Here is a 21374-nt window from a genome sequence, read left to right on the forward strand (position 1 = left end):
ATAATCCATGCATTTTACATATATTTGTACAATAGAATTTGTATTTTATAACTCTGTTTAAGAGGAAGAAGTGCAAAAGTTCGAGGGAGAGGCTGATTTTATCGAGGATAACGTATTGTTGTCTGGAAGCTTAGGCTTTGCCTAAACTAAAATTGCAATGGTGGAAAACGACAGTATCGGGTGGTATGTAGCGAAAACGTATCGGCAGGAACGTAAGATCAAAGACCTTCTTGCCCGTATGGGTGTAGAGCATTTTGTACCTTTCCATCAAGTCGTAAAGGAGATTAATGGGAAGCGAAAAAAAGTAGAAGAGCCTTTTGTGAACGGGTTGATATTTGTTCGAGGAAATAAAAAAAGTTGCATTGAGTTGATTAACGAATATGGGTATCCTATGAGATATTTGCGGGATTTTTCCACTCGTTCGCTTTTACGTGTACCCGATAAGCAAATGGAGGATTTTATCTATTTGGTAGACCGTCATGAAAATGAGATAGAATTGTTTCCCCATGATTTGAAACGAGGAGATCGGGTGCGTGTGGTAGCAGGGACTTTTGCCGGAATCGAAGGGGAGTTAATCCGCATTGCAGGTCATCGTCGAGTGGTGGTTCGTCTCGAAAATTTATTTTCAATCGCTACGGTTTTTATACCGGGGGGGTATTTGGAAAAGATATGCGACCGGTGATTAAATATATTTCATTTTATGATTTTGCCGATTCTGGGATAGCGCGAAATTATAGCGTTGCTGCGGCTAATAAAATGGATTATATCATTGAATCTCTTGTAAGAATCGGATATGACGTAGAGGTAGTTTCGGCATCGGCATGTATAGAAAGCGGGACGTTTCGATGGTATAAGTCTCGGGTTGAAGAGAGACAGCCTCATGTGAAAACGAGATTTTTCTCTTCGTTTCGTTGTCGATCTAAAATATTAGTCTTGTTGCGACTTATTTGGGGGGTATTGCAATTATTGAGTTATCTTCTTTTTTGTGTTAAAAAAGGAGAGTCTATATGGGTATACCATTCTTTGTATTATTACAATGTGATTTTGCTGGCAAAAAAAATAAAGAAATTCAAACTAATTCTCGAAGTAGAAGAGATTTATCAAGATGTTTCTCCTGTACCTCCGTATATGGAACGTTGGGAATGCAAGATGATAGACGTTGCGGATAAGTTTGTGTTTTCGACCGATCTTCTGAATGATAAAGTAAACAGGCAAAAGAAGCCTCATTTAGTTATTTATGGGACTTATCGGTGTGAACCTGTGATGAGCGAACGGCACGGAGACAATAAGGTGCATGTCGTCTATTCTGGTACACTTGATCCCAATAAAGGCGGAGCTATGGCGGCTGCGGGTGTGGCGGCGTCCTTGCCGTCTACATATAGAGTTCATATACTTGGATTCGGGAATCCGGGAGAGATACAGGCGATTAAAGAGCTGTGTGAAGAGATGTCGGGCAAAGGCGGTGCGGTAGTCTCCTATGATGGGGTACTGAAAGGGAGTGCATATATAGATTTTTTACAGACGTGTCAGATTGGCCTGAGCACGCAGAATCCTGATGCGGCGTTTAATAATACCTCGTTTCCGTCGAAAATATTATCTTATATGTCGAATGGTTTGCAAGTTGTTTCTGCCGATATAGAAGCGGTACGGCGAGCTTATGGAATTTCGGGTTATATTTATTATTATCAGAAACAAGAACCCAGCGATATAGCAAATGCCATATTGAATGTGGATTTGGATAATCCTTTTGACACGCGGGCGGTGGTACAGTCTTTGGATAATAGGTTTGTAGAACAATTGAGTTTGTTTCTCCGTGATAGAGTTTAGTGATATAAAAGGGAAATACATAGGTAATAAAAACCTAATTAACAATGTCCTGGGCTCTTTCCTTGTTCGAGGGTTCGGCTTTTTGGTTTCTTTTGCCTTGTTTCCTCTTTATCTGAACTATTTCGATGACAATACCGTATTAGGGTGCTGGTTCACGATGTGTTCTGTTTTATCATGGATACAAGTCTTTGATTTGGGAATAGGCAATGGCTTGCGGAATCATTTGACGGCCGATTTGAGTTTGAAAAACTATGAAAGTGCCCGGCAATATATATCATCTTCTTACATTTTGATGGGAGGTGTCACTGTATTTATTTCGTTTTTAGCATTTATAATAAGCCGATATATAGATTGGAATTCGGTTTTCAATATTTCGGAACAAAGCATATCGCCAGAGAGTTTGCGTAAAGGGGTTGTTATCGCTTTATGTGGCGTATTGTGTTTTTTCTTTCTGAAATTGATTATCTCTATTTTGTATGCCTTGCAGAAATCGGCACTACCTAATTTCTTGAATCTGCTTTCTACCGTTTTATTATTGATTTTTCTGTGGGTATATGATCCGACCGGAGATGTCGAACGAGATTTTGTAACGATTTCTTGGGTACAGGCTGTTACAGGGTGTTTACCGTTACTGGTAGCGACGATAATTGTTTTTGCAAAAGATCTGAAAGAATGTTTGCCGTCGTTCAAGTACTTTCGGTGGAATAAAGCCACTGGTGTTTTGTCGTTGGGAATTTTGTTCCTTGTTTTGCAGTTGTTATACATGATAATTACTGTAACCAACGAGTTTTTTATATCCTACTTTTTCGATCCGTCTTTCGTTGTAGAATATCAGATATATATAAAGATATTTTCAATCGCCGGTACATTTGTGTCTTTGGCTCTGATTCCGGTATGGTCGGCTGTGACGAAAGCATTTGTAGAAAAACGTTACGATTGGATAATCAAGTTGGTCCGTTTTCTGTATTTTGTCGCTGGTATTGCTGTATTGTTTCAATTGGCTATCATTCCATTTCTTGACCCGATATTGGAATTTTGGTTAGGCGAAAAGGCTATCGAAGTGAATCTGTCCGCTGCATTGCTGTTTGCTCTATTGGGGTGTGTGATGATTTGGGTATCGGTTTTGACGAGTGTCGTTAATGGTTTAGGTACGCTTAAATGCCAGTTATATGGTTTTTTATGGGCTGTACTCTTCAAAGTCGTAGCTATCGTTTTATTTTCTTCGTGGATTCCGTGGACGATTGTAATCACAGCTACGATTGTAGGTTTATTGCCCTACTGTGTCTGGCAACCTATGGTGATGAACAGGCAGTTGAAAATGTTGAATAAAGAGGCGTTTCAAAATGGGTAAGAAACTGTTGATCGTCAATACTTATGCCAATTTGTGGTCAACCGGCAGGATTGCGGCCGAGATAGGGGAGATTGCGGTAAAACATGGTTGGCAGTGCTATTTTGCATACGCAAGCGAATCGAATCTTTGCTCATGTGAGGAGATTAGAATTAATAAAAGCGTTATATCGTATATTATACATACCTATTTGTTTTCCCGTATTCTCAATTTGAAAGGATTCGGTTCTTGGATTGAGACGAAGTTATTTATCAGAAAAATAAAGAAAATAGCTCCCGATATAATTCATTTGCATAATATTCATCAGAATTTTTTGAATTTGCCACTTCTTTTCTCTTTTTTGAAAAAAGCGGGTATTCCGGTTATTTGGACCCTTCACGACTGTTGGGCCGTGACTGGGGGGTGTACTCATTTCGTGTACAATAAATGCGAAAATTGGAAAACGGGTTGCTATCGATGTCCGAGATGTGGTAATAGCGATACGGGCGGGGAATTAAAAGGGGTGTTCCGTACTATGCCGTGGGTGTTAAGAAAGAAAGAAGCATATATAACTTCTGTTCCGAATCTGACTTTTGTTACAGTCTCGGAGTGGCTGTCGGGCGTAGTGAGAAGTTCGGTTGTCGGTTCTGTACCTGTACAGGTTATTTCCAACGGAGTGGACTGTACTCGATTCTATCCTCATACCGATATACAAGCCATTAAACAAAAGTATGGTTGTGGCAACCGCTTCATGATAGTGGGTGTGAGTTCTCATTGGAGCGCATCAAAGGGATTATATGATTATTATAAACTGAGGGAATTATTGCCGGCCGATCAGTTCGTGATCGTTTTGGTGGGGATAACCTCTGAGCAGAAAAACAATATACCCGATGGTATCATCGGGATAGAGCGAACAGAGAATCTTGATGAACTGGCTCTTATTTATTCGGCGGCAGATGTGGTGACGAGTTTGTCGTACCAAGAGACTTTCGGACTTACTATTGTGGAAGGGTTCGCTTGTGGTACACCGGCGGTGGTCTATGACAATACGGCGTTGCCTGAATTGATAGACTCTGATACGGGCTTAGTTGTAGAAACCGGAAATATGGAGCGACTGGCCGAGGCGATAAGACAGGTTTGTAAGACGGGTAAATCGTTTTATTCGCAGGCGTGTCGGGAAGTGGCGCAAACCCGGTATGATAAATTTTGCCAGTATGAGAAATATGTCGAATTATATGAACAGGCGCTTGTTTCGAAAAAGGTATGATTGAGACGATCGTTATTGGTTTAATATGTGTGTGTTTGGCCTATTTGGGGCGTTACAGACGATTGAGCTGGGGCTTTGGCGCAGCGATGACCATATTATTCGTTTTCCTTGCGATACGCTATGAATGGGGAAACGACTATCGTCAATACATAGACAAATTTATAGTATATAATTCGATCGATGAATTTAATTATTCAGATCCTAACGAACGATGGGAAGTCGGTTGGATATTCTTGTATCGGATATTCAAACCATTCGGCTTTTTTTCATTAGTCATTGTCCTTACTGCATTTGAAATATCTGTTTATTATTGGTTTATCAAGAAATATATACCGAAGGAATGGTATTGGTTCGCTGTATTTATTTATGTATTTAATCCTAATTTCATGCTTACGCAATCGTCTATGATGCGTCAGACTTTGGCTATGTGCATAGTTTTGTTGTCCATTCCTTATATTTATAAAAAGAAGGTCATCATTGCAGCGTTATTTATTTTATTTGCCTCTTTGTTCCACAGTAGCGCCAAAATATTGTTACCGATAGTTTTTCTTGGATTTGTGAATTGGAGAATGGGTAAGAAGGGGGTGATTATTGGCGTTGTTCTCTTTTTTGCTATTCTGTTGTTCAAGAATATTGTTACATCTATAATTGAAAATACTCTTTCTGTAACGGGTTTGGGAAAATATACCTATTATCTGGAAGAAGGGAAAGAAGAATCGAAATTAGAGTCGGGAATAGGCTTTGTTTATCAGATTATCATCATGAGCATGATATTGTATTATGAAAAAAGACAAGATCGAAAGGACGGATTGATTTTCAAAATAACCGCCCTTTCTTTTCTTTTCGTTCCGTTAGGTTTTATCGCTCAACTTATTGCTCGGATAGGTATGTATTTGCAAGTGTCAATGATCGCAACTTATCCACTGATGATTCGTACGATCAATAATAGAATCGTACGGGCAGGCACACTGTTTATAATTATGTTTTTCACTATTTATGACTTCTTCTCATTTTTCAATTCCGAAATTTGGAGAGATTCGTTCATAGAATATCATACTATTTTTGAATCTTTTATTTGGCGATGACAGATATGAATATATTATTTGTTGCATCTGTGGTTCATGAAAAATTATTGATTGAAATATTGAAAACACAGCCTCGATATTATGGAATACAAGGCCAGTATTTCATGCGGTTGATGTTATTGGGCTTAAAGGCTAATGGTGTAAAAGTAAATGTGTTATCTAACAATTTGGCATATCGTTATTGGCATTCAAAAAGAGGGGAACGACATTGTGTCTTGGAGGAGGGAATAGGATATAACTATTTTTTTAGAAAGCAAAGGGGAGGGTATTTACATTTATTGTTAAGGATTATACGGTTTATAAAATTATGGAAAAATAAATTAGGGAAAGATAATTCGGCTATTCTATGTGATGGGCTTAATTTTACTTTATTGCTTTCTTGTTTTTTATGTAAAATATTTTTTAATATCAGGGTTACGGTTTTTGTAACAGATATGCCTCGTTATTTGTCGATGGGATTTTTTTCTCAAATAAAATCTAGTTTGCAAGAATATATTATACGTCAAATGGATGCATTTGTGACATTGACTAATTACATGGATGCTGATTTGAATCCTAATCATAAACCAAGTGTTGTGATAGAGGGTATGGTTGATGTGAGAGCAAAGTGTGAATCCAATAAGGGGAGGAGAAGGGAAAAGGTCTGTATGTATAGTGGCTCTATTCATAAAGTTTATGGGATTAAAAAATTGTTGGATAGTTTCTTGGCAATGAATAATACCGATTATATATTGGAGATATATGGAGATGGCGATTATAGAGCAGAATTGGTCGAATTAGCAGCAAAACATGATCGTATAATTTATAAAGGATTAGTCTCTCGTGACGTAATTGTGGCTCGTCAGAAACAGGTTGCATTATTGATTAATCCACGACCGAGTTCGTATGAATATACTCAATATTCTTTTCCTTCGAAAATAATGGAATATATGTTGTCAGGAACTCCGGTATTGACGACGAAACTTCCCGGAATTCCAGCTGAATATGATAAATATTTGTATTATTTCGAAGACGAATCAATTGAGGCTATGGCCAATAAAATGTCCGAAGTACTTTCAATGGATTATACCGAATGTTTAAGGAAAGCAAGTGAGGCTCAGAGTTATGTCATGAATGAAAAGAATAATTTTCTTCAGATGAAAAAACTATTATCTATTTTATGAATGGTTGCTCTATGAATATTGGATTTTATTTTTTTGATAAAGGATTGAGCGGGGTTGATTGTTCCCGTCCGGACTTAGGAAATCCGGGAGTGGGGGGAACTCAATATTGCTTTTTACTTTTGATTTATTATATACTCCGTTTTGATCCGAAATCGTATAGGGTAAGAGTTTATTGTTCATCTGACTGTTTTTTTCCACAAGGTGTAGAGAAGGTTCTTGTTGAAGATATTTTTGAGGGTTTGACCGAATCAAAAAGACGAGGTGATGATTTTATTATCATTAAGGATAATAAGGATCAACAATTGGCTCGATTTATCGATAAACTACGGCATCGCATTGTTATTTGGGGGCATAATTTTTATTTTGGGGATTATGCCGATTGGGTTGCTAAGAGCCCGTCTGTTATTGCAAATGTTTTTGTAGGTAGGCAGCAGTATGATAGATATATAGATCACCCCATTTGTGATAAATCTTTGTTTATATATAATATGGTTCCCGATGTGGTAGGGGAAAAAAAGCGGGATAATGACGGTAAAACGGTTGTTTATTTGGGAGCATTGATTCCAGAAAAGGGATTTTTGGTATTAGCCAAAATGTGGAAGTACATTTTGAAAAAGGTTCCAATGGCACGATTACAGGTGATAGGAGGTGGAAATCTTTATTCTAGAAATTGCTCTTTGGGAAGAATGGGAATAGCGGATAAATTGTTTGAAGAAGAGTTTTTCCCGTATTTGTCGGAAGAAGGAGAACTATTGCCATCTGTCACGTTTCAAGGAATCTTAGGGGGTGAAAAATACGAAGTTTTTTTGTCGTCGTCAGTTGGAGTAGTTAATCCGTCGGCTCGCACAGAGACCTTTGGAATGGGTGCAATTGAGATGAATTGTGCGGGGTTACCGGTTGTTACATTGGGAAAAAATGGTTATCCCGATACAATAGAAAATGGAGTTACGGGATACTTATGCCATTCATACAAGGGAATTGCAGATAAAATTGTGTTCTTATTGACTCACGATGAGGTTAATGAACGATTGGGAATTCAAGCAAAAGAGCAGGTGAGCCGATTTTCTCCAAAAAATATTATGCCTTTGTGGTTTAATTTGTTTGAACAAATAGCGCAGAATAAATTAATAATAACATATCGACGTCCTGACAGTCATTTTTTCAATAATATTAAATTCGTGAGAATCCTATTGCGGTTTTTGCGTAAAAACTGTCGTTTGTCATTTCTCCCCTCGTTGATAAAAATAGAAACAGTGATATATACCTATTTAAACAAAATAATGAAAAAATGAAAGTGGCGTTGATTCTTGCTACAAATGTAGAAAAATCTCCTTATATGCAATATTATATAGATGTATATAAGGAAAAGAACATTGATGTCGAAGTCATTTTGTTGAATAGGGATAAACGTGTATCGAATGAGGAGTTCCCCTATAAGATACATTCTTGTGATATTATAGCGAGGGAGACGGCCTCTTGCGTTCGTAAAATTTATGATTATTTTCGCTATTCTCGGTTCGTAAGACGGATATTGAAACAATCTGATTATAGTCAGATTGTAGTATTTACCATCGCTAATGCGGTATTCCTGTCTTACTATTTATTAAGTTATTATAAAAAGAAGTATATATTTGATATACGTGATTATTCTCCGTTGGTTAAATATACCGTTCCCATAATTAGGCGTTTATTAAATAATTCAGCATTGAATTGTTTTTCTTCACCGGGGTTTAGGTCGTGGTTACCTGCATGTGATTACGTAATATGTCATAATGCAAGACGTAAATCTCTTGATGAGGACATAGTGAATGCCAGAGATATCGATGTGGAAAATGTTAAAGTGTTGACTATCGGACAACTTAGAAATTTTATTACGAATAAAATGCTAATGGATCATTTGGGGAATAAATCTCGAATAACGATTCAATTTTCGGGTATGGGTATTGCATATGATTTATTGAAAAAGTACGAGGTGAAAAAGATGTATAATAATGTGAAATTTACGGGTTATTATCCGAAAAAGGAAGAATTTTCCATCGTTGATGGCTGTGATTTTATGAACATAATTTTGCCAGATGATACGTTGAGCCGTTATTTGATAAGTAATAGATTTTATTTGTCTTTGTTGAGAAGAAAACCGATGATTGTTTCGTCGGGTGGTATTCAAGCTGAATATGTGAAAGAATATGATTTGGGAATTATTGTTTCCTCTGAAGATGATATATATAGTAAAATAATGATCTATGCCAGATCATTTGACCCGATTCAATTTCAAAAAAATTGTGACCGATTTTTAGAAATGGTAAGATTGGATATGCAGATATTTAGCAGAAGCGTTTTTTATAGTTTAAATTTATAATCATGTCTATTTTTAAAGATAAGATATTGCTTATTACCGGAGGAACAGGATCCTTTGGCAATGCTGTGTTAAAGCGGTTTTTGGATAGCGATGTCGGTGAAATACGCATATTTAGCCGTGATGAGAAAAAACAAGATGATATGCGGCATCGATTACAGAACCCGAAGGTTAAGTTTTATATCGGTGACGTGCGGGATAAACGTAGTGTAGATAGCGCTATGAGTGGGGTCGATTATGTGTTTTCGGCAGCTGCCTTGAAACAGGTCCCTTCATGTGAATTTTTCCCTATGCAGGCTGTGCGTACGAATGTATTTGGCACGGAGAACGTATTGGATTCGGCCGTGGAGCATGGTGTGAAAAATGTTGTCGTATTGTCTACCGATAAAGCGGCCTATCCCATCAATGCTATGGGAATAAGTAAAGCCATGATGGAAAAAGTGGCGATTGCCAAAGGACGTCAGTTGGGTGATTCTGCGACAACGACAATTTGTTGTACTCGTTATGGAAATGTGATGGCGAGTCGGGGGTCTGTGATTCCGCTATGGATCGAGCAGATGAAAAACAATGCGGTAATAACGATCACGGATCCCAACATGACACGGTTTATGATGACGCTCGATGATGCTGTCGACTTGGTAGTTTATGCGTTTGAGCATGGCCGTAATGGCGATTTATTCGTACAGAAGGCTCCGGCGGCTACGCTGGTTACTTTGGCGACTGCGTTGAAAGAATTGTATGGCAAAGATACTCCCGTGAAAATTATCGGTACACGGCATGGGGAGAAGCTCTATGAAACTTTGGTTACTCGCGAGGAGATGGCGAGGGCAGAGGATATGGATAATTATTATCGTATTCCATGCGATAGTCGAGATTTGAATTACGATAAATTTTTTGTCGAAGGTAGCGAGGTAGTCTCTCAAATAGAAGACTATCATTCGCACAATACTCACAGACTCGATGTAGAAGAAATGAAACAATTATTGTTGAAGCTCGATATCGTACGGGAAGATTTGAATCTCAATTAGTGGATAGAATTATGATAAAGGTAGGCATTACCGGGCAGTCTGGGTTTGTCGGTACTCATTTATATAATACGTTGGGACTTTATCCCGGAGAATTTGAGAGAGTTCCATTCGAAGATGATTATTTTGTCGATGTAGAACGTCTGAAAACGTTTGTAAAGAGTTGTGATGTTATTGTACATTTGGCGGCGGTAAACCGTCATACTGATGTGCATGTTTTGTACGAGACGAATATGCGATTGGTAAAACAGCTAATCGAGGCTATGGAAGCGACAAATTCTCGTCCTTATGTTTTATTCTCGTCGAGCATACAAGAGGAACGGGATAATGAGTATGGCCGTAGTAAGAGTGATGGCCGTAAATTGTTGGAAGAATGGGCTGTGCGTAAAGGGGCATCTTTTACAGGAATGGTAGTTCCCAATGTTTTCGGTCCGTTTGGGAAGCCTAATTATAATTCGTTCATAGCCACGTTCGGGTATAAATTGACTCACGGTGACTCTCCCACGGTATTACAAGACAATGAGGTAAATTTGATTTATGTGGGCAGTTTATGCCGTCATATTTGTGATAAAATAAGGGAGATGGGAAGTCGCACCGCACCCTCGCTTGTCGAGCGAGACGATGTGGCCTGCGATTTCGAGATGAAGGTGAGTGAAGTTCTCGGTTTGTTTGAAAATTTCAAAAAATTGTATTTCGAGCAGGGAATTATTCCTCCTTTGAATAATATCCATGAAATGAATTTGTTTAATACATTTCGTAGCTATATTGATATGGAAAGCTATTTCCCGGTGAAATTGGTTCAACATACCGATGTACGAGGTAGTTTCGTCGAGACCGTAAAAATCGGGGTGGGTGGCCAAGTGAGTTTTTCTACCACCGCTCCCGGTGTTACAAGGGGAAATCATTATCACACTCGCAAGATGGAGCGGTTTGTAGTGATTAAGGGAAAAGCGAGAATTCAGCTCCGGAAGGTTGGAACAGACGAAGTACTGGATTATTATCTTAACGGGGAAGAACCGGCTTATGTGGATATGCCGGTGTGGTACACACATAATATATCGAATATCGGCGATGAGATTTTATATGCTCAGTTTTGGATAAACGAATGGTATGATCCTACCGATAGCGATACTTATTTCGAACCGGTAGTGAAAGACGAGTGAAAAATCAAAATATAGATTTATGAAGCGATTGAAAGTCCTTTCGGTAGTAGGGACAAGACCCGAAATAATCAGATTGTCATGTGTATTGCAAAAGTTAGATGCCAGTCCCGCCATAGAGCACGTATTGGTACACACAGGACAAAATTACGATTATGAATTAAACGAAATATTTTTTCAGGATTTAGGTCTACGGAAACCTGATTATTTTTTGAATGCGGCAGGTAATAATGCGACGACGACTGCCGGGCAGATATTGATTAATATAGATCCGGTTCTGGAAGAAGTTCGTCCGGATGCATTTCTTGTATTGGGCGACACGAATTCTTGCTTGTGTGCGATAGCGGCTAAGAAACGTCATATCCCTATTTTCCATATGGAGGCCGGAAATCGCTGTTTCGACCAGCGTGTTCCCGAAGAGAGTAATCGTAAGATTGTCGACCATATATCGGATATTAATTTGCCGTACAGCTCTATTGCCCGTGAATATTTGTTGAGCGAGGGAATCCCTTCCGATCGGGTTGTCAAAACCGGAAGCCCCATGTATGAGGTGCTGAACAGGTATTTGCCTCAGATAAATGCCTCGTCTATTTTAGAGAATCTGGGATTGGAGAAGGGCAAATACTTTGTCGTGTCGGCCCATCGGGAAGAGAATATATCGAGCGAACGCAACTTCGGGAATTTGGTTACGATTTTGAACGACATAGCTCAAACGTATGGTTTTCCCGTGATTGTGTCGACACACCCCCGTACCCGCAAGAAAATAGAAACCGATAGTGTTGAATTTCACCCGCTTATACGGCTGATGAAACCGATGGGTTTTAGCGATTATAATAAATTGCAAATTAATGCCAAAACGGTAATCTCGGATAGCGGAACCATCAGCGAGGAGTCGTCTATTCTTAATTTTAAGGCTCTGAATATACGTGAAGCTCACGAGCGTCCCGAGGCGATGGAGGAAGCTTCGGTGATGATGGTAGGGCTTAATCCCGAACGGGTGATGCAGGGCTTGTCCGAATTGCAGAATCAGATTCTCGAAACTCGTAATTTTCGTCCGGTTGCAGACTACTCTATACCGAATGTTAGCGACAAAGTCGTGCGAATTATTCTTTCTTATACCGATTATGTCAAAAGAGTCGTCTGGGGTGAAAGGTAAACGATGCTTGTTTTTGACCAATTATTTTTATCCCGAAGTTTTTCGAGGTAACGATATCGCTTTTGAAATGGTAAAACGAGGATATGAAGTTACTGTAATTACATGTATTCCCAATTATCCTCAGGGCCATTTTTACGAGGGATACGGATTGCGGAGCAGGCGGAGAGAAGTCGTCAATGGAGTAAATGTCATTCGTGTGCCGGTGATTCCTCGTGGAGATGGTAGGGCGATAAGAATGGTGCTCAATTATTTATCGAGTTTATTATTTTCTTGTATATACACATTAAGTATTGTTTGTCGTAAGAGATTCGACTTTATTTTTGTGCAGGAATTGTCCCCGGCATTTATCGGTATACCGGCAGTGCTTGCGAAAAAAATACGACGAATTCCTATTTATTTCTGGTTACTTGATGTTTGGCCAGAAAGTTTGGCTGCCGGAGGTATAACTAATAAATATATCGTTAAAATAGTTGATCGTATCATGCGTTACATTTACCGGCATTGTCGCAAAATTTTCATAGCGGCATCGGGCGTGAGGACATTGTTACAGCAACGAGGGGTAAAAAATGATTGTATAGAAGATTTACCCAATTGGGGAGAAGATGAACTTCGAAAATGTACTGTTGATGACGATGAACTGCCACATTTGCCAGATGGTTTTAAAATTATGTTTGCCGGAAATTTAGGTGAGGCGCAAAATCTTGAAAATGTGATGAGAGTAGCCGAACGTTTGAAAAACAATAAACATATACAGTGGATTTTTATCGGTGACGGGCGAAAGAAAAAATGGGTTATGTCGTTCGTTCAGAGTCGGGAGATGGGTGATACTGTACATTTTTATGACCGTTATCCCATTGAATATATGCCGGCATTTTTCAGAAAAGCCGATATTATGTTGCTTCCTCTTTGTGACAATAGCGCATTCAATGTGACGTTACCAGCGAAGATACAGGCTTATATGCTCAGTTCCAAACCTATTTTAGTCATGGCGAATGGTGAAGTACAAACGGTTGTAAAGAATGCTCGTTGCGGATATTATACAGGTGCAGATTCTATTGACAAGATGGTTCGTTTAGTCCTTTCCATTTCGAATTATTCAAATCAAGAATTGGAAGAAAAGGGTAGAAACGGATATAATTATTACCAGCGGCATTTTAAGAAAGAAAAATGTATGAACAATTTATTCGAAATTATTGAGAAGGGAGAACGAAGTAATGTCTGAGATATTGATTGATCATGTTTTACTCGATAGGGTGACAAAGGATGCAAAGGAAAGTCCTAGATTGCGTATGAATTATAACTTTCACGAATCGTTGTCGTCTCCTTCGCAACGTCTGCTTAATGCCCTTGAACCGGGAACTGTTTTACCGATACATCGTCATAGGCATACGGCCGAAACTTATGTATTGTTGCGAGGGCGTATGAGAGTTCTCTTTTACGATGACGACAAGAAGGAAATTAACCGCTATGAACTCGACCCGGCGGAGGGTACTTATGGGGTAAACATACCCCGGGGACAATGGCATACAATTGAGGTGTTATGTGCTGGTACTGTTATTTTTGAGGTGAAAGATGGTCCGTATATACCTATTGCTCCTAATGATATGTTAGAATAGACGGTCTAATTTTTAGAAAGGAAAACAAAAAGCCAACTTCAAAAGTTGGCTTTTTGTTTAATAAAGTATTTTGATTTTTAGTTTATAAAATATTGTGTATTAAATAGTTATTTTGTATTTCTGCTAATGATTCAATGTGAGCGTAAAATTTTTAGAGTTTGATATTAGAAAAATTTTAACAGTTGGGTACATATTTATCTTTATGAAAATAACTATCTTCGCTGAATAAGACCAATGATATTTATAAATAGAGATTGTACAATTATAGTGTTGTGATTCGAAAGGATAGTTTTTATAGAGCAGCATGAAGGATTGAAAATACAGATTAAGAGGAGGCTGTAATTTGGTTATACTATGAATGAGGAGGAACTTGTATATCAATTAAAACAGGAATCTCAAGACGCATTTAATAGAATATATAATATGTATTCGGCTCGGTTATATGCATATTGTATGCAGTATGTTAAGTCGAGAGAAGATACCGAAGAAATTGTACAAGATGTATTTATTAAATTATGGATAAATAGACATAGTATTATACATGGCGAGCACCTCAGCGCTTTTATTTTTAAAATAGCAAAGAATCAGATTATCAATAGGTATAAATCACGAATTAATTCATATGTTTTTGAAGAATATGTGAATTATTATAATGAAGAACAATGTTCTGTGAGCGATACTTCAGCTATTGTGGAATATGACGATTTCTGTAAATCTCTGAAAAAGGCTATGAAAAATTTGTCTAGTACTCAGAGGGAAGTGATTGAGTGTGTCAAATTAAACCAGATGTCTGTTAAAGAGACGGCTGTAAAACTTAGACTTAAAGAACAAACCGTAAAGAATGCTCTTTCAGCCGGATTGAAGGTTTTAAAGGAAATATTGAAGAAAAGTCTTGTTTTAATTCTTTCCTTTGTGTTAAAATAATTGAAATATTGATATAAAAAGACGTTTTTGTTGTCTTTATATAAACAGAGCGAGTTATATGGATTATTTAGAAGAAAAGTATAAAAGAAATTGTCTGACTCCGAAAGAATTGGAGGAACTTCAAAGGAAGGTAAGAGAAATGTCGGACGGGCAACTCGAAGATCGGTTATTTAAAGGCTGGCAAGAGGATATACTAGATGATAGTTCCGTTTCTGCTGAACGTTTAGCTATACTAAAACGCAAAGTAGATAAAAGCATTTTTCCAAAATATCGTACTAAAATGTTGATATCGTGGGGACGAATAGCAGCTGCAATCCTACTTCCAATCTTTGTTTTTGCTACATTTTATTTTTATCAAGAAACGCGTTCTTTGTCAAGTGGGGAAGTTTTATTTTCTACATTTGCGGAAGAACATGCTAACTTGACTTTGCCAGACGGGACTAAGGTGACGATGAATTCGAATAGTTCCTTGACATATTCTCCCAAAGATTTTAATCGAGATGAGCGATGTGTGGATTTTAATGGAGAAGCCTATTTTAATGTAGCTAAAAATAAATCGGTTCCATTTGTTATTACTACAAAGGATTTAACCGTAAGAGTATTGGGGACTAAATTCAATTTACATGCATATGCTGGAAATGAAACTATGGAGGTTACATTGGAAGAGGGAGAGATATTAGTATCATCTCGAAAGGAAGAGAAGAAGTTGTTACCTAACCAAAAGGCTGTATTGAATTGTCAAGACGGTAGTATATTAGTATTAGAAGAGAAGAGGCCGGAGGATGCATCTGTATGGAAAAATAACGAACTAGTTTTTATTGACGAACAGTTGGAGAATGTAATAGTAGCTCTTGAAGAAAATTATAATATTAGTATTCATATAAAGGGGTTAAATATAGACAGTGATTTGTTTACTGGAAAAGTGCCTTCTAACGATTTGCTTAATGCATTGGAAATATTGAAATATTCTTATCACATGGATTATTGTGTCGATGCGAAAGATATTTATTTTTCCAAGAAATAATTCTTGGAAAGTTTCGATTCGTTCGGATATTGTTACTTATGCTCCTCTGTTTTGATAGTTCCTTTTTAGGAACTACGAAATGAAGAGAATACCCGATTCAAAAATTTGAATCGGGTATTCTCTTTTTAGTATAAACTCGAAATATTAGTAAATATTTATATGTAAAAATAATACCATTAATGAGATAGGAGTCTCGACCAATACTAGAACTTGATTACAACGCAAGAATAAAGTATAATATTTGTTTTGGATATTTTTTTCTTCTGGTAAAACATGTTTTTAAACATGCTTTTTTAAAAGTACTTTTTTATTAGCGTGTTGTCTTTCTATATAAATATTAAGAAAAACCATAAAAAACAATTCAAGGTTTATGAAAAAAATCATAAAACATCGATTAAGACAGTTTATCTTATTATTCTTTTTTATAGGTAATGTAGGTATGCTGGCTGCTCAGAGTCAAAGAGTGACTATTGAGCTGAAAAATGCAACTCTAAAAGAGTTATTTTCTATTGTTGAAAAACAAACTTCGTACAGGTTTGCTTATAGAAATGTAGTGCTTGACGAGAGTAATGATGTTTCTATCTCTGTCAAGAATAAGAGTGTCCCAGAAGTTTTAGACGAAGTTTTTAAAAACAAGGGTTTGGATTATAATATAGTATCGGATAAATCGATTGTTGTTTTCGATAAGCGTCCGAACTTAGGTAAAAGCAGTCGTGAGCAGGTGACTGTCAAGGGGATTGTTTATGACGAAACAGAAGTTCCTGTAATTGGAGCTAATATCGTTGTGAAAGGTGCTAATGTGGGTACTGTTTCGAATATCGATGGAAAATTTTCTATCAATGCTCCAGCCGATGGTGTCTTGGAGGTTTCATATGTGGGGTATAATAAAGAGGAGGTGGAAATCAACGGTCGTACGTCGTTGCGCATAGATATTCGTCCCGTTGTGCTGGACGAGGTCGTTGTAGTGGCTTATGGTACACAGAAAAAGTCCAGTGTGACAGGTGCGATTGATGTTATTTCTTCGAAAACGATTGAGCAAGTCCCGGTTTCTAATATAGCTTATTCTCTTCAAGGAACGGTTCCCGGATTGATTATCACGGATAATGGGGGTAAACCTGGATCTACTCCTTCGCTGAATATTCGTGCAATAGGAACTATGAGTTCTACCGAACCATTGGTTATTATAGATGGTGTTCCGGCTGGACTAGGGGACTTTTATGCATTGAGCTCCACGGATGTGGAATCCGTTTCTGTTTTGAAAGATGCTTCTTCTGCAGCTATTTATGGATCGAGAGCATCCAATGGCGTTTTATTGGTAACGACAAAGAAGGGTAATAAGGATAAAAATCCGACGGTAGATATTTCATATACAGCCTCAATGCAGACTCCGACAAAAGTCCCTGAGTTAAATAATTCGTGGGATTATGCTATATTGGTTAATGAGTCTTACGTTCAGGCTGGTGAAAATCCTTTATATACCGATGAAGAAATACAAATGATGCGAGATGGCAGTAACCCGGATTATTATGCTAATACGAATTGGTGGAAATCGGCAGTAAAGTCCAATGACAGTATGCATCAAGCTAATGTGCGGGTAAGTGGTGGAACTGCAAAATCTGCTTATATGATTTCTGGCGGTTATACTTCGCAACAAGGGTTGGTTCAGTTTACCGATTTTTCCAAATATAATGCCAGAGCCAATGTAAGTACTCAGATTGTGGATAATTTTGACGTTATGGCCGGTGTATCCTATTACAGAAGCAATAGTAAAGAGCCTGATCATTATAGCGATTTTTTTGAAGCTGTTTTAAATATGCCTCCTTATTTACCGGTTAAGCGGGCGAATGGAGATTGGGGACATTTAAACAATGAAGATACGAACCCGGTTGCTTGGATTACAGAGGGAGGACATACCAAAAGTTATGATAATAATCTTCTTATGAATGGTATGGCGAATTGGGAGATTATTCCCGGACTTCGTGCGAAGGCTCAGTTTTCGTGGAATTTATGGGAGGTAGGTAGTTCTAGTATTTACAAAACTATTACATTTGTTAATGAAGATGGTAGCCATAAATATAGTAACGATCCGAATAGTGTGAGTCGTTCAATGACAGAAAGAAGCCAGACTACTTTACAGACCACACTTGAATATGAGAAAAAAATACAAAATCATTTTTTTAAAGTACTAGCGGGTTTTACAGATGAACATTATAAAAGCCATTGGGTAGGAGCTAATAGGAAGAATATTCCTGATAATAATTTGGAGGAAATAGATGGTGCGACCGGTACTGGCGATTTGAAAGATAATTGGGGAAATTCTGACGAGTGGAGAATGTATTCCTATTTTGGTCGGGCCAACTATGATTTTGATAGTCGTTATTTTTTAGAATTTAATCTTCGGTACGATGGCTCGTCACGTTTGGCGCCAGGACATCAATATACACTTTTCCCTTCGGGGTCAATAGGTTGGAGAATATCGGAAGAAAAATTTATGGAGCCGATAAGAACTGTGGTAGATAATTTGAAACTTAGGGCATCTTACGGACAATTGGGAAATCAAACCATAAGCCTTTATCAGTATGCAAATGTAATGGCTAATAATCCGAAAGAATATATGTTCGGACATCAATGGGTCCCGGGTTCTTATTTAAATATTTTACCGAATTACGATTTGGGGTGGGAGACTTCTACTATGCTCGATATAGGGGTAGATTTTAATTTGTTCAATAATAGGCTGATCGGTGCTTATGACTGGTATCGAAAGAAGACCGATGGCATATTGTTGGATTTGCCTGTGTCTGGTGTTATCGGTATTCCGGTTTCTGTCCAAAATGCCGGTGTTATGGCAAGTTGGGGGCATGAGTTACAGTTAACGTGGAGGGATAAAGTTAATGAGTTTAATTATGGGGTCACTCTATCTTTTTCGGATCAAATGAATGAGGTTTTGGATTTGAAAGGAACCGGACCTCATATATATGATCGTACGGTAATAGCGGAGGGCAAACCTTTGAATACTCTGTATGGATATAAATGCTTAGGTTTTTTCACCTCGGAAGAAGAGATACAAAACAGTCCGAAGCCCGAGGGGTACGCCTCTCAAATAAAAGTTGGCGATTTGAAGTATGCCGATTTGTCTGGGCCTAATGGAGTTCCTGATGGAAAAATTGATAGTTATGATAAAACCGATATAGGTTGGAGTGCTCCGAGATATATGTTTGGACTGGATTTCTCAGGAGAGTACAAGGGATTTGATTTCAGAGTATTTTTTCAAGGGGTAGGTAAACGAGATGAGTTTATTTATGGGGGTATTGTATTAAATCCTACTTCAAAGAGCTTATTGGAGGATCGCTGGAACCCAGAGCGATCGGTACAAGAAAATTTGGCTCATGCAAAATTACCTCGATATGTAAACGGGCAACAAAATAATTACGAGATATCTGATTTCTATGTAAAAAGCGCAGCTTATTTACGATTGAAAAATTTACAGTTGGGATACACCCTTCCTAAAAATTGGACGAGAAAAATATGTTTTGAGAAGGTTCGGTTTAGTATATCTGCCAATAACTTGTTCACTTTGACTTCTTATCCGTATGTGGATCCGGAGGGTCCTTCGGGAGGAGCATATTATCCACAGTTGAGATCATTCACCTTTGGAGTGGAGCTTACTATAGGTAAAAATTGATTGTTCTATAATACATTAGATACATTTAGTTATGAAACGCTATATATATTATTTTATGATCATCGGTTTGCTTCCTGTTTTTAGTTGTACCGATGGATTGGATTTATATCCGAATGATAAAGTTACAGTAGATAATTATTGGAATACGGCAGAAGATGCTCTTCGTGCAGTGAATGCTACTTATAGTAATACCTTCCCTCAGAGCGATACGTATGGTTGCGATTTACTTTTCTTGGATGCGGCAAGCGATAATACCTATCCTCAACACAGCAATCAGTTTGGTAATTTTCAACAAATTGCATTGAATGCGTTCGAAGCGAACCATGCCGCGTTACAGGAATTATGGAATAGAAGATATGTTACGATAAGACGTTGTGCCGATTTTCTCGTGAATATCGGGAATGTAAATATGGATCCGATTTTAAAAAATCGCTATACGGCAGAGGTCTTGTTTCAACGTGCGTATGCTTATTATTACTTGATAGCTCAATTTGGAGATGTTCCATGGGTCGATCATCCATTGACGATACAGGAGGCATCTTCTATTCGGAGAACAGATAAATATGCGATTGCCAAACAGATAATAAGTGATTTGGATTACGCTACGGCAAATCTTCCGTCTTCTTATACAAATGAGGAAGACGATGGACGGGTAACGCGTTGGGCTGCATTTGCGTTGAAAAGCCGGATTTGCATGTTTATGGCTGGAGATTATCGCAAATCTTCCCCCGACCAGAAATGGTATTGGGAACAGGCTCGGGATGCAACGGATTCTGTTATTACAAAATCTGGAAAATCTCTTTATACTCCTAATAATCAATTGACCGGTGAAAGTTATAGAAAACTTTTTTATGACGACGCTGCGAGTGTAGGTAGTGGAGAAATAATTTACGATTCTCAGTTCACAAGTGCAGAGCGCGCTCTTTATGGCTGTACGGTGAAGATTGCTTGTATTAGTGATGGAGGTTGGAATTCGTGGGTTCCTACCCAATCTATGGTCGATGCATATGAAGTTAAGGTAAGTAATAGCGAAGCTTATCCGATTGACGATCCTCGTTCGAATTATAATCTTGACGATCCGTATGTGAATAGAGATCCTCGTTTGGCCGCTTCTATTTATTATACTGGTACAGGAGGAACGACCTTAGCTGGTAGTGAGTATAATAGTCAGCCCGGGAGTACGAGTGGAGATAAGATGGACCAACACAATGGCTCTCCGACGGGATATGGGTGGAAGAAATATGTAGATCCTAGTTTGATAGGAGTGTGGGATACTGGACATGATTTCCCTTTAATCCGTTTAGCAGAGGTTTATTTGGATGCAGCGGAAGCTCGGAATGAATTGGCAAATTCTCCGTCGGAAGATGCTAAAATAAGAAATTATTCGGGTATGACGAGATGGCGTGTAGGAATGCCCGATTTCCCTAATAATTTGACAAAAGATGAGATGAGAGAGCGAATAAGGAATGAGCGCCGGGTGGAATTGGCTTTTGAAGGTGCTCGCTTTTTTGACATTCGTCGCTGGGGAATTGCTGAAAATGTATTGAATGCCGAAGACGGTTGGATTATTGGTATGAAATTGGATAATGCCGGTGGATACCAGGTTGTAGAAAGTGGTAAATGGAAAGGCCATGTGAAAGTGAGACAACGCACGTTATTTACTTCCGATCAGTATGTTTGGCCTATTCCAAGCAGAGAAATCGAGTTAAATCCTAATTTAGAGGCGGAGCCGTTAATGGAAATCGAATAAATTCAAAATTTT

Annotated in this window: 17 protein-coding genes; all 17 read left to right on the forward strand. The window is 38.2% G+C overall.

The genetic code is table 11. From position 1 onward, the window contains the following. Positions 1 to 157: 157 nt before the first annotated feature. The 17 genes from HMPREF9448_RS05425 to HMPREF9448_RS05505 all read left to right on the forward strand — a co-directional run bounded on the left by HMPREF9448_RS05425 (position 158) and on the right by HMPREF9448_RS05505 (position 21362). Positions 158 to 682 carry a UpxY family transcription antiterminator gene (locus HMPREF9448_RS05425; RefSeq protein ID WP_008861595.1) on the forward strand — a complete coding sequence of 175 codons (525 nt, stop codon included), beginning with the start codon at positions 158 to 160 and terminating at the stop codon, positions 680 to 682. Further along, positions 670 to 1827 (forward strand): glycosyltransferase family protein, encoded by a 1158-nt coding sequence (locus HMPREF9448_RS05430; RefSeq protein WP_008861596.1) that lies wholly within the window; start codon positions 670 to 672, stop codon positions 1825 to 1827. The genes HMPREF9448_RS05425 and HMPREF9448_RS05430 overlap by 13 nt, the downstream gene beginning before the upstream one ends. Next, complete coding sequence (locus tag HMPREF9448_RS05435) at positions 1814 to 3178, forward strand: lipopolysaccharide biosynthesis protein (protein WP_008861597.1); 1365 nt, start codon at positions 1814 to 1816, stop codon at positions 3176 to 3178. Before HMPREF9448_RS05430 ends, HMPREF9448_RS05435 begins: the two co-directional genes overlap by 14 nt. Then, positions 3171 to 4421, forward strand: a complete 1251-nt coding sequence (locus HMPREF9448_RS05440) for a glycosyltransferase (RefSeq protein ID WP_008861598.1) — start codon at positions 3171 to 3173, stop codon at positions 4419 to 4421. The genes HMPREF9448_RS05435 and HMPREF9448_RS05440 overlap by 8 nt, the downstream gene beginning before the upstream one ends. Beyond that, on the forward strand, positions 4418 to 5506 hold the full coding sequence (locus HMPREF9448_RS05445) for an EpsG family protein (protein WP_008861599.1): 1089 nt from the start codon (positions 4418 to 4420) through the stop codon (positions 5504 to 5506). The genes HMPREF9448_RS05440 and HMPREF9448_RS05445 overlap by 4 nt, the downstream gene beginning before the upstream one ends. Next, positions 5503 to 6669, forward strand: a complete 1167-nt coding sequence (locus HMPREF9448_RS05450; protein WP_008861600.1) for a glycosyltransferase family 4 protein — start codon at positions 5503 to 5505, stop codon at positions 6667 to 6669. The genes HMPREF9448_RS05445 and HMPREF9448_RS05450 overlap by 4 nt, the downstream gene beginning before the upstream one ends. 239 nt (positions 6670 to 6908) lie before the next feature. Beyond that, positions 6909 to 7961, forward strand: coding sequence for a glycosyltransferase family 4 protein (locus HMPREF9448_RS05455; RefSeq protein WP_157260348.1), 1053 nt, complete (start codon positions 6909 to 6911; stop codon positions 7959 to 7961). Beyond that, entirely contained in the window at positions 7958 to 9028 is a 1071-nt protein-coding gene (locus tag HMPREF9448_RS05460) for a glycosyltransferase family protein (RefSeq protein ID WP_008861602.1), read from the forward strand. The genes HMPREF9448_RS05455 and HMPREF9448_RS05460 overlap by 4 nt, the downstream gene beginning before the upstream one ends. 2 nt (positions 9029 to 9030) lie before the next feature. Further along, positions 9031 to 10053 (forward strand): polysaccharide biosynthesis protein, encoded by a 1023-nt coding sequence (locus HMPREF9448_RS05465; RefSeq protein WP_008861603.1) that lies wholly within the window; start codon positions 9031 to 9033, stop codon positions 10051 to 10053. 11 nt (positions 10054 to 10064) lie between these two features. Further along, on the forward strand, positions 10065 to 11213 hold the full coding sequence (locus HMPREF9448_RS05470) for a polysaccharide biosynthesis C-terminal domain-containing protein (RefSeq protein ID WP_008861604.1): 1149 nt from the start codon (positions 10065 to 10067) through the stop codon (positions 11211 to 11213). Positions 11214 to 11232: 19 nt separating this feature from the next. Next, the gene (gene wecB, locus HMPREF9448_RS05475) at positions 11233 to 12366 is read left to right on the forward strand and encodes a non-hydrolyzing UDP-N-acetylglucosamine 2-epimerase (RefSeq protein ID WP_008861605.1); all 1134 of its coding nucleotides are present in this window, start codon (positions 11233 to 11235) and stop codon (positions 12364 to 12366) included. After that, positions 12335 to 13588, forward strand: coding sequence for a glycosyltransferase family 4 protein (locus tag HMPREF9448_RS05480; RefSeq protein WP_008861606.1), 1254 nt, complete (start codon positions 12335 to 12337; stop codon positions 13586 to 13588). Before wecB ends, HMPREF9448_RS05480 begins: the two co-directional genes overlap by 32 nt. After that, complete coding sequence (locus tag HMPREF9448_RS05485; RefSeq protein ID WP_040295998.1) at positions 13581 to 13982, forward strand: WbuC family cupin fold metalloprotein; 402 nt, start codon at positions 13581 to 13583, stop codon at positions 13980 to 13982. The genes HMPREF9448_RS05480 and HMPREF9448_RS05485 overlap by 8 nt, the downstream gene beginning before the upstream one ends. Before the next feature lie 354 nt (positions 13983 to 14336). Then, positions 14337 to 14906, forward strand: a complete 570-nt coding sequence (locus tag HMPREF9448_RS05490) for an RNA polymerase sigma factor (RefSeq protein WP_008861608.1) — start codon at positions 14337 to 14339, stop codon at positions 14904 to 14906. Between the two features lie 58 nt (positions 14907 to 14964). Continuing rightward, positions 14965 to 15930, forward strand: coding sequence for a FecR family protein (locus tag HMPREF9448_RS05495; protein ID WP_008861609.1), 966 nt, complete (start codon positions 14965 to 14967; stop codon positions 15928 to 15930). A gap of 370 nt (positions 15931 to 16300) precedes the next feature. Next, complete coding sequence (locus tag HMPREF9448_RS05500) at positions 16301 to 19612, forward strand: SusC/RagA family TonB-linked outer membrane protein (RefSeq protein ID WP_008861610.1); 3312 nt, start codon at positions 16301 to 16303, stop codon at positions 19610 to 19612. A gap of 31 nt (positions 19613 to 19643) precedes the next feature. Continuing rightward, positions 19644 to 21362, forward strand: a complete 1719-nt coding sequence (locus HMPREF9448_RS05505) for a RagB/SusD family nutrient uptake outer membrane protein (RefSeq protein WP_008861611.1) — start codon at positions 19644 to 19646, stop codon at positions 21360 to 21362. Positions 21363 to 21374 lie beyond the last annotated feature (12 nt).

The organism is Barnesiella intestinihominis YIT 11860 (assembly GCF_000296465.1).
Taxonomy (GTDB): domain Bacteria; phylum Bacteroidota; class Bacteroidia; order Bacteroidales; family Barnesiellaceae; genus Barnesiella; species Barnesiella intestinihominis.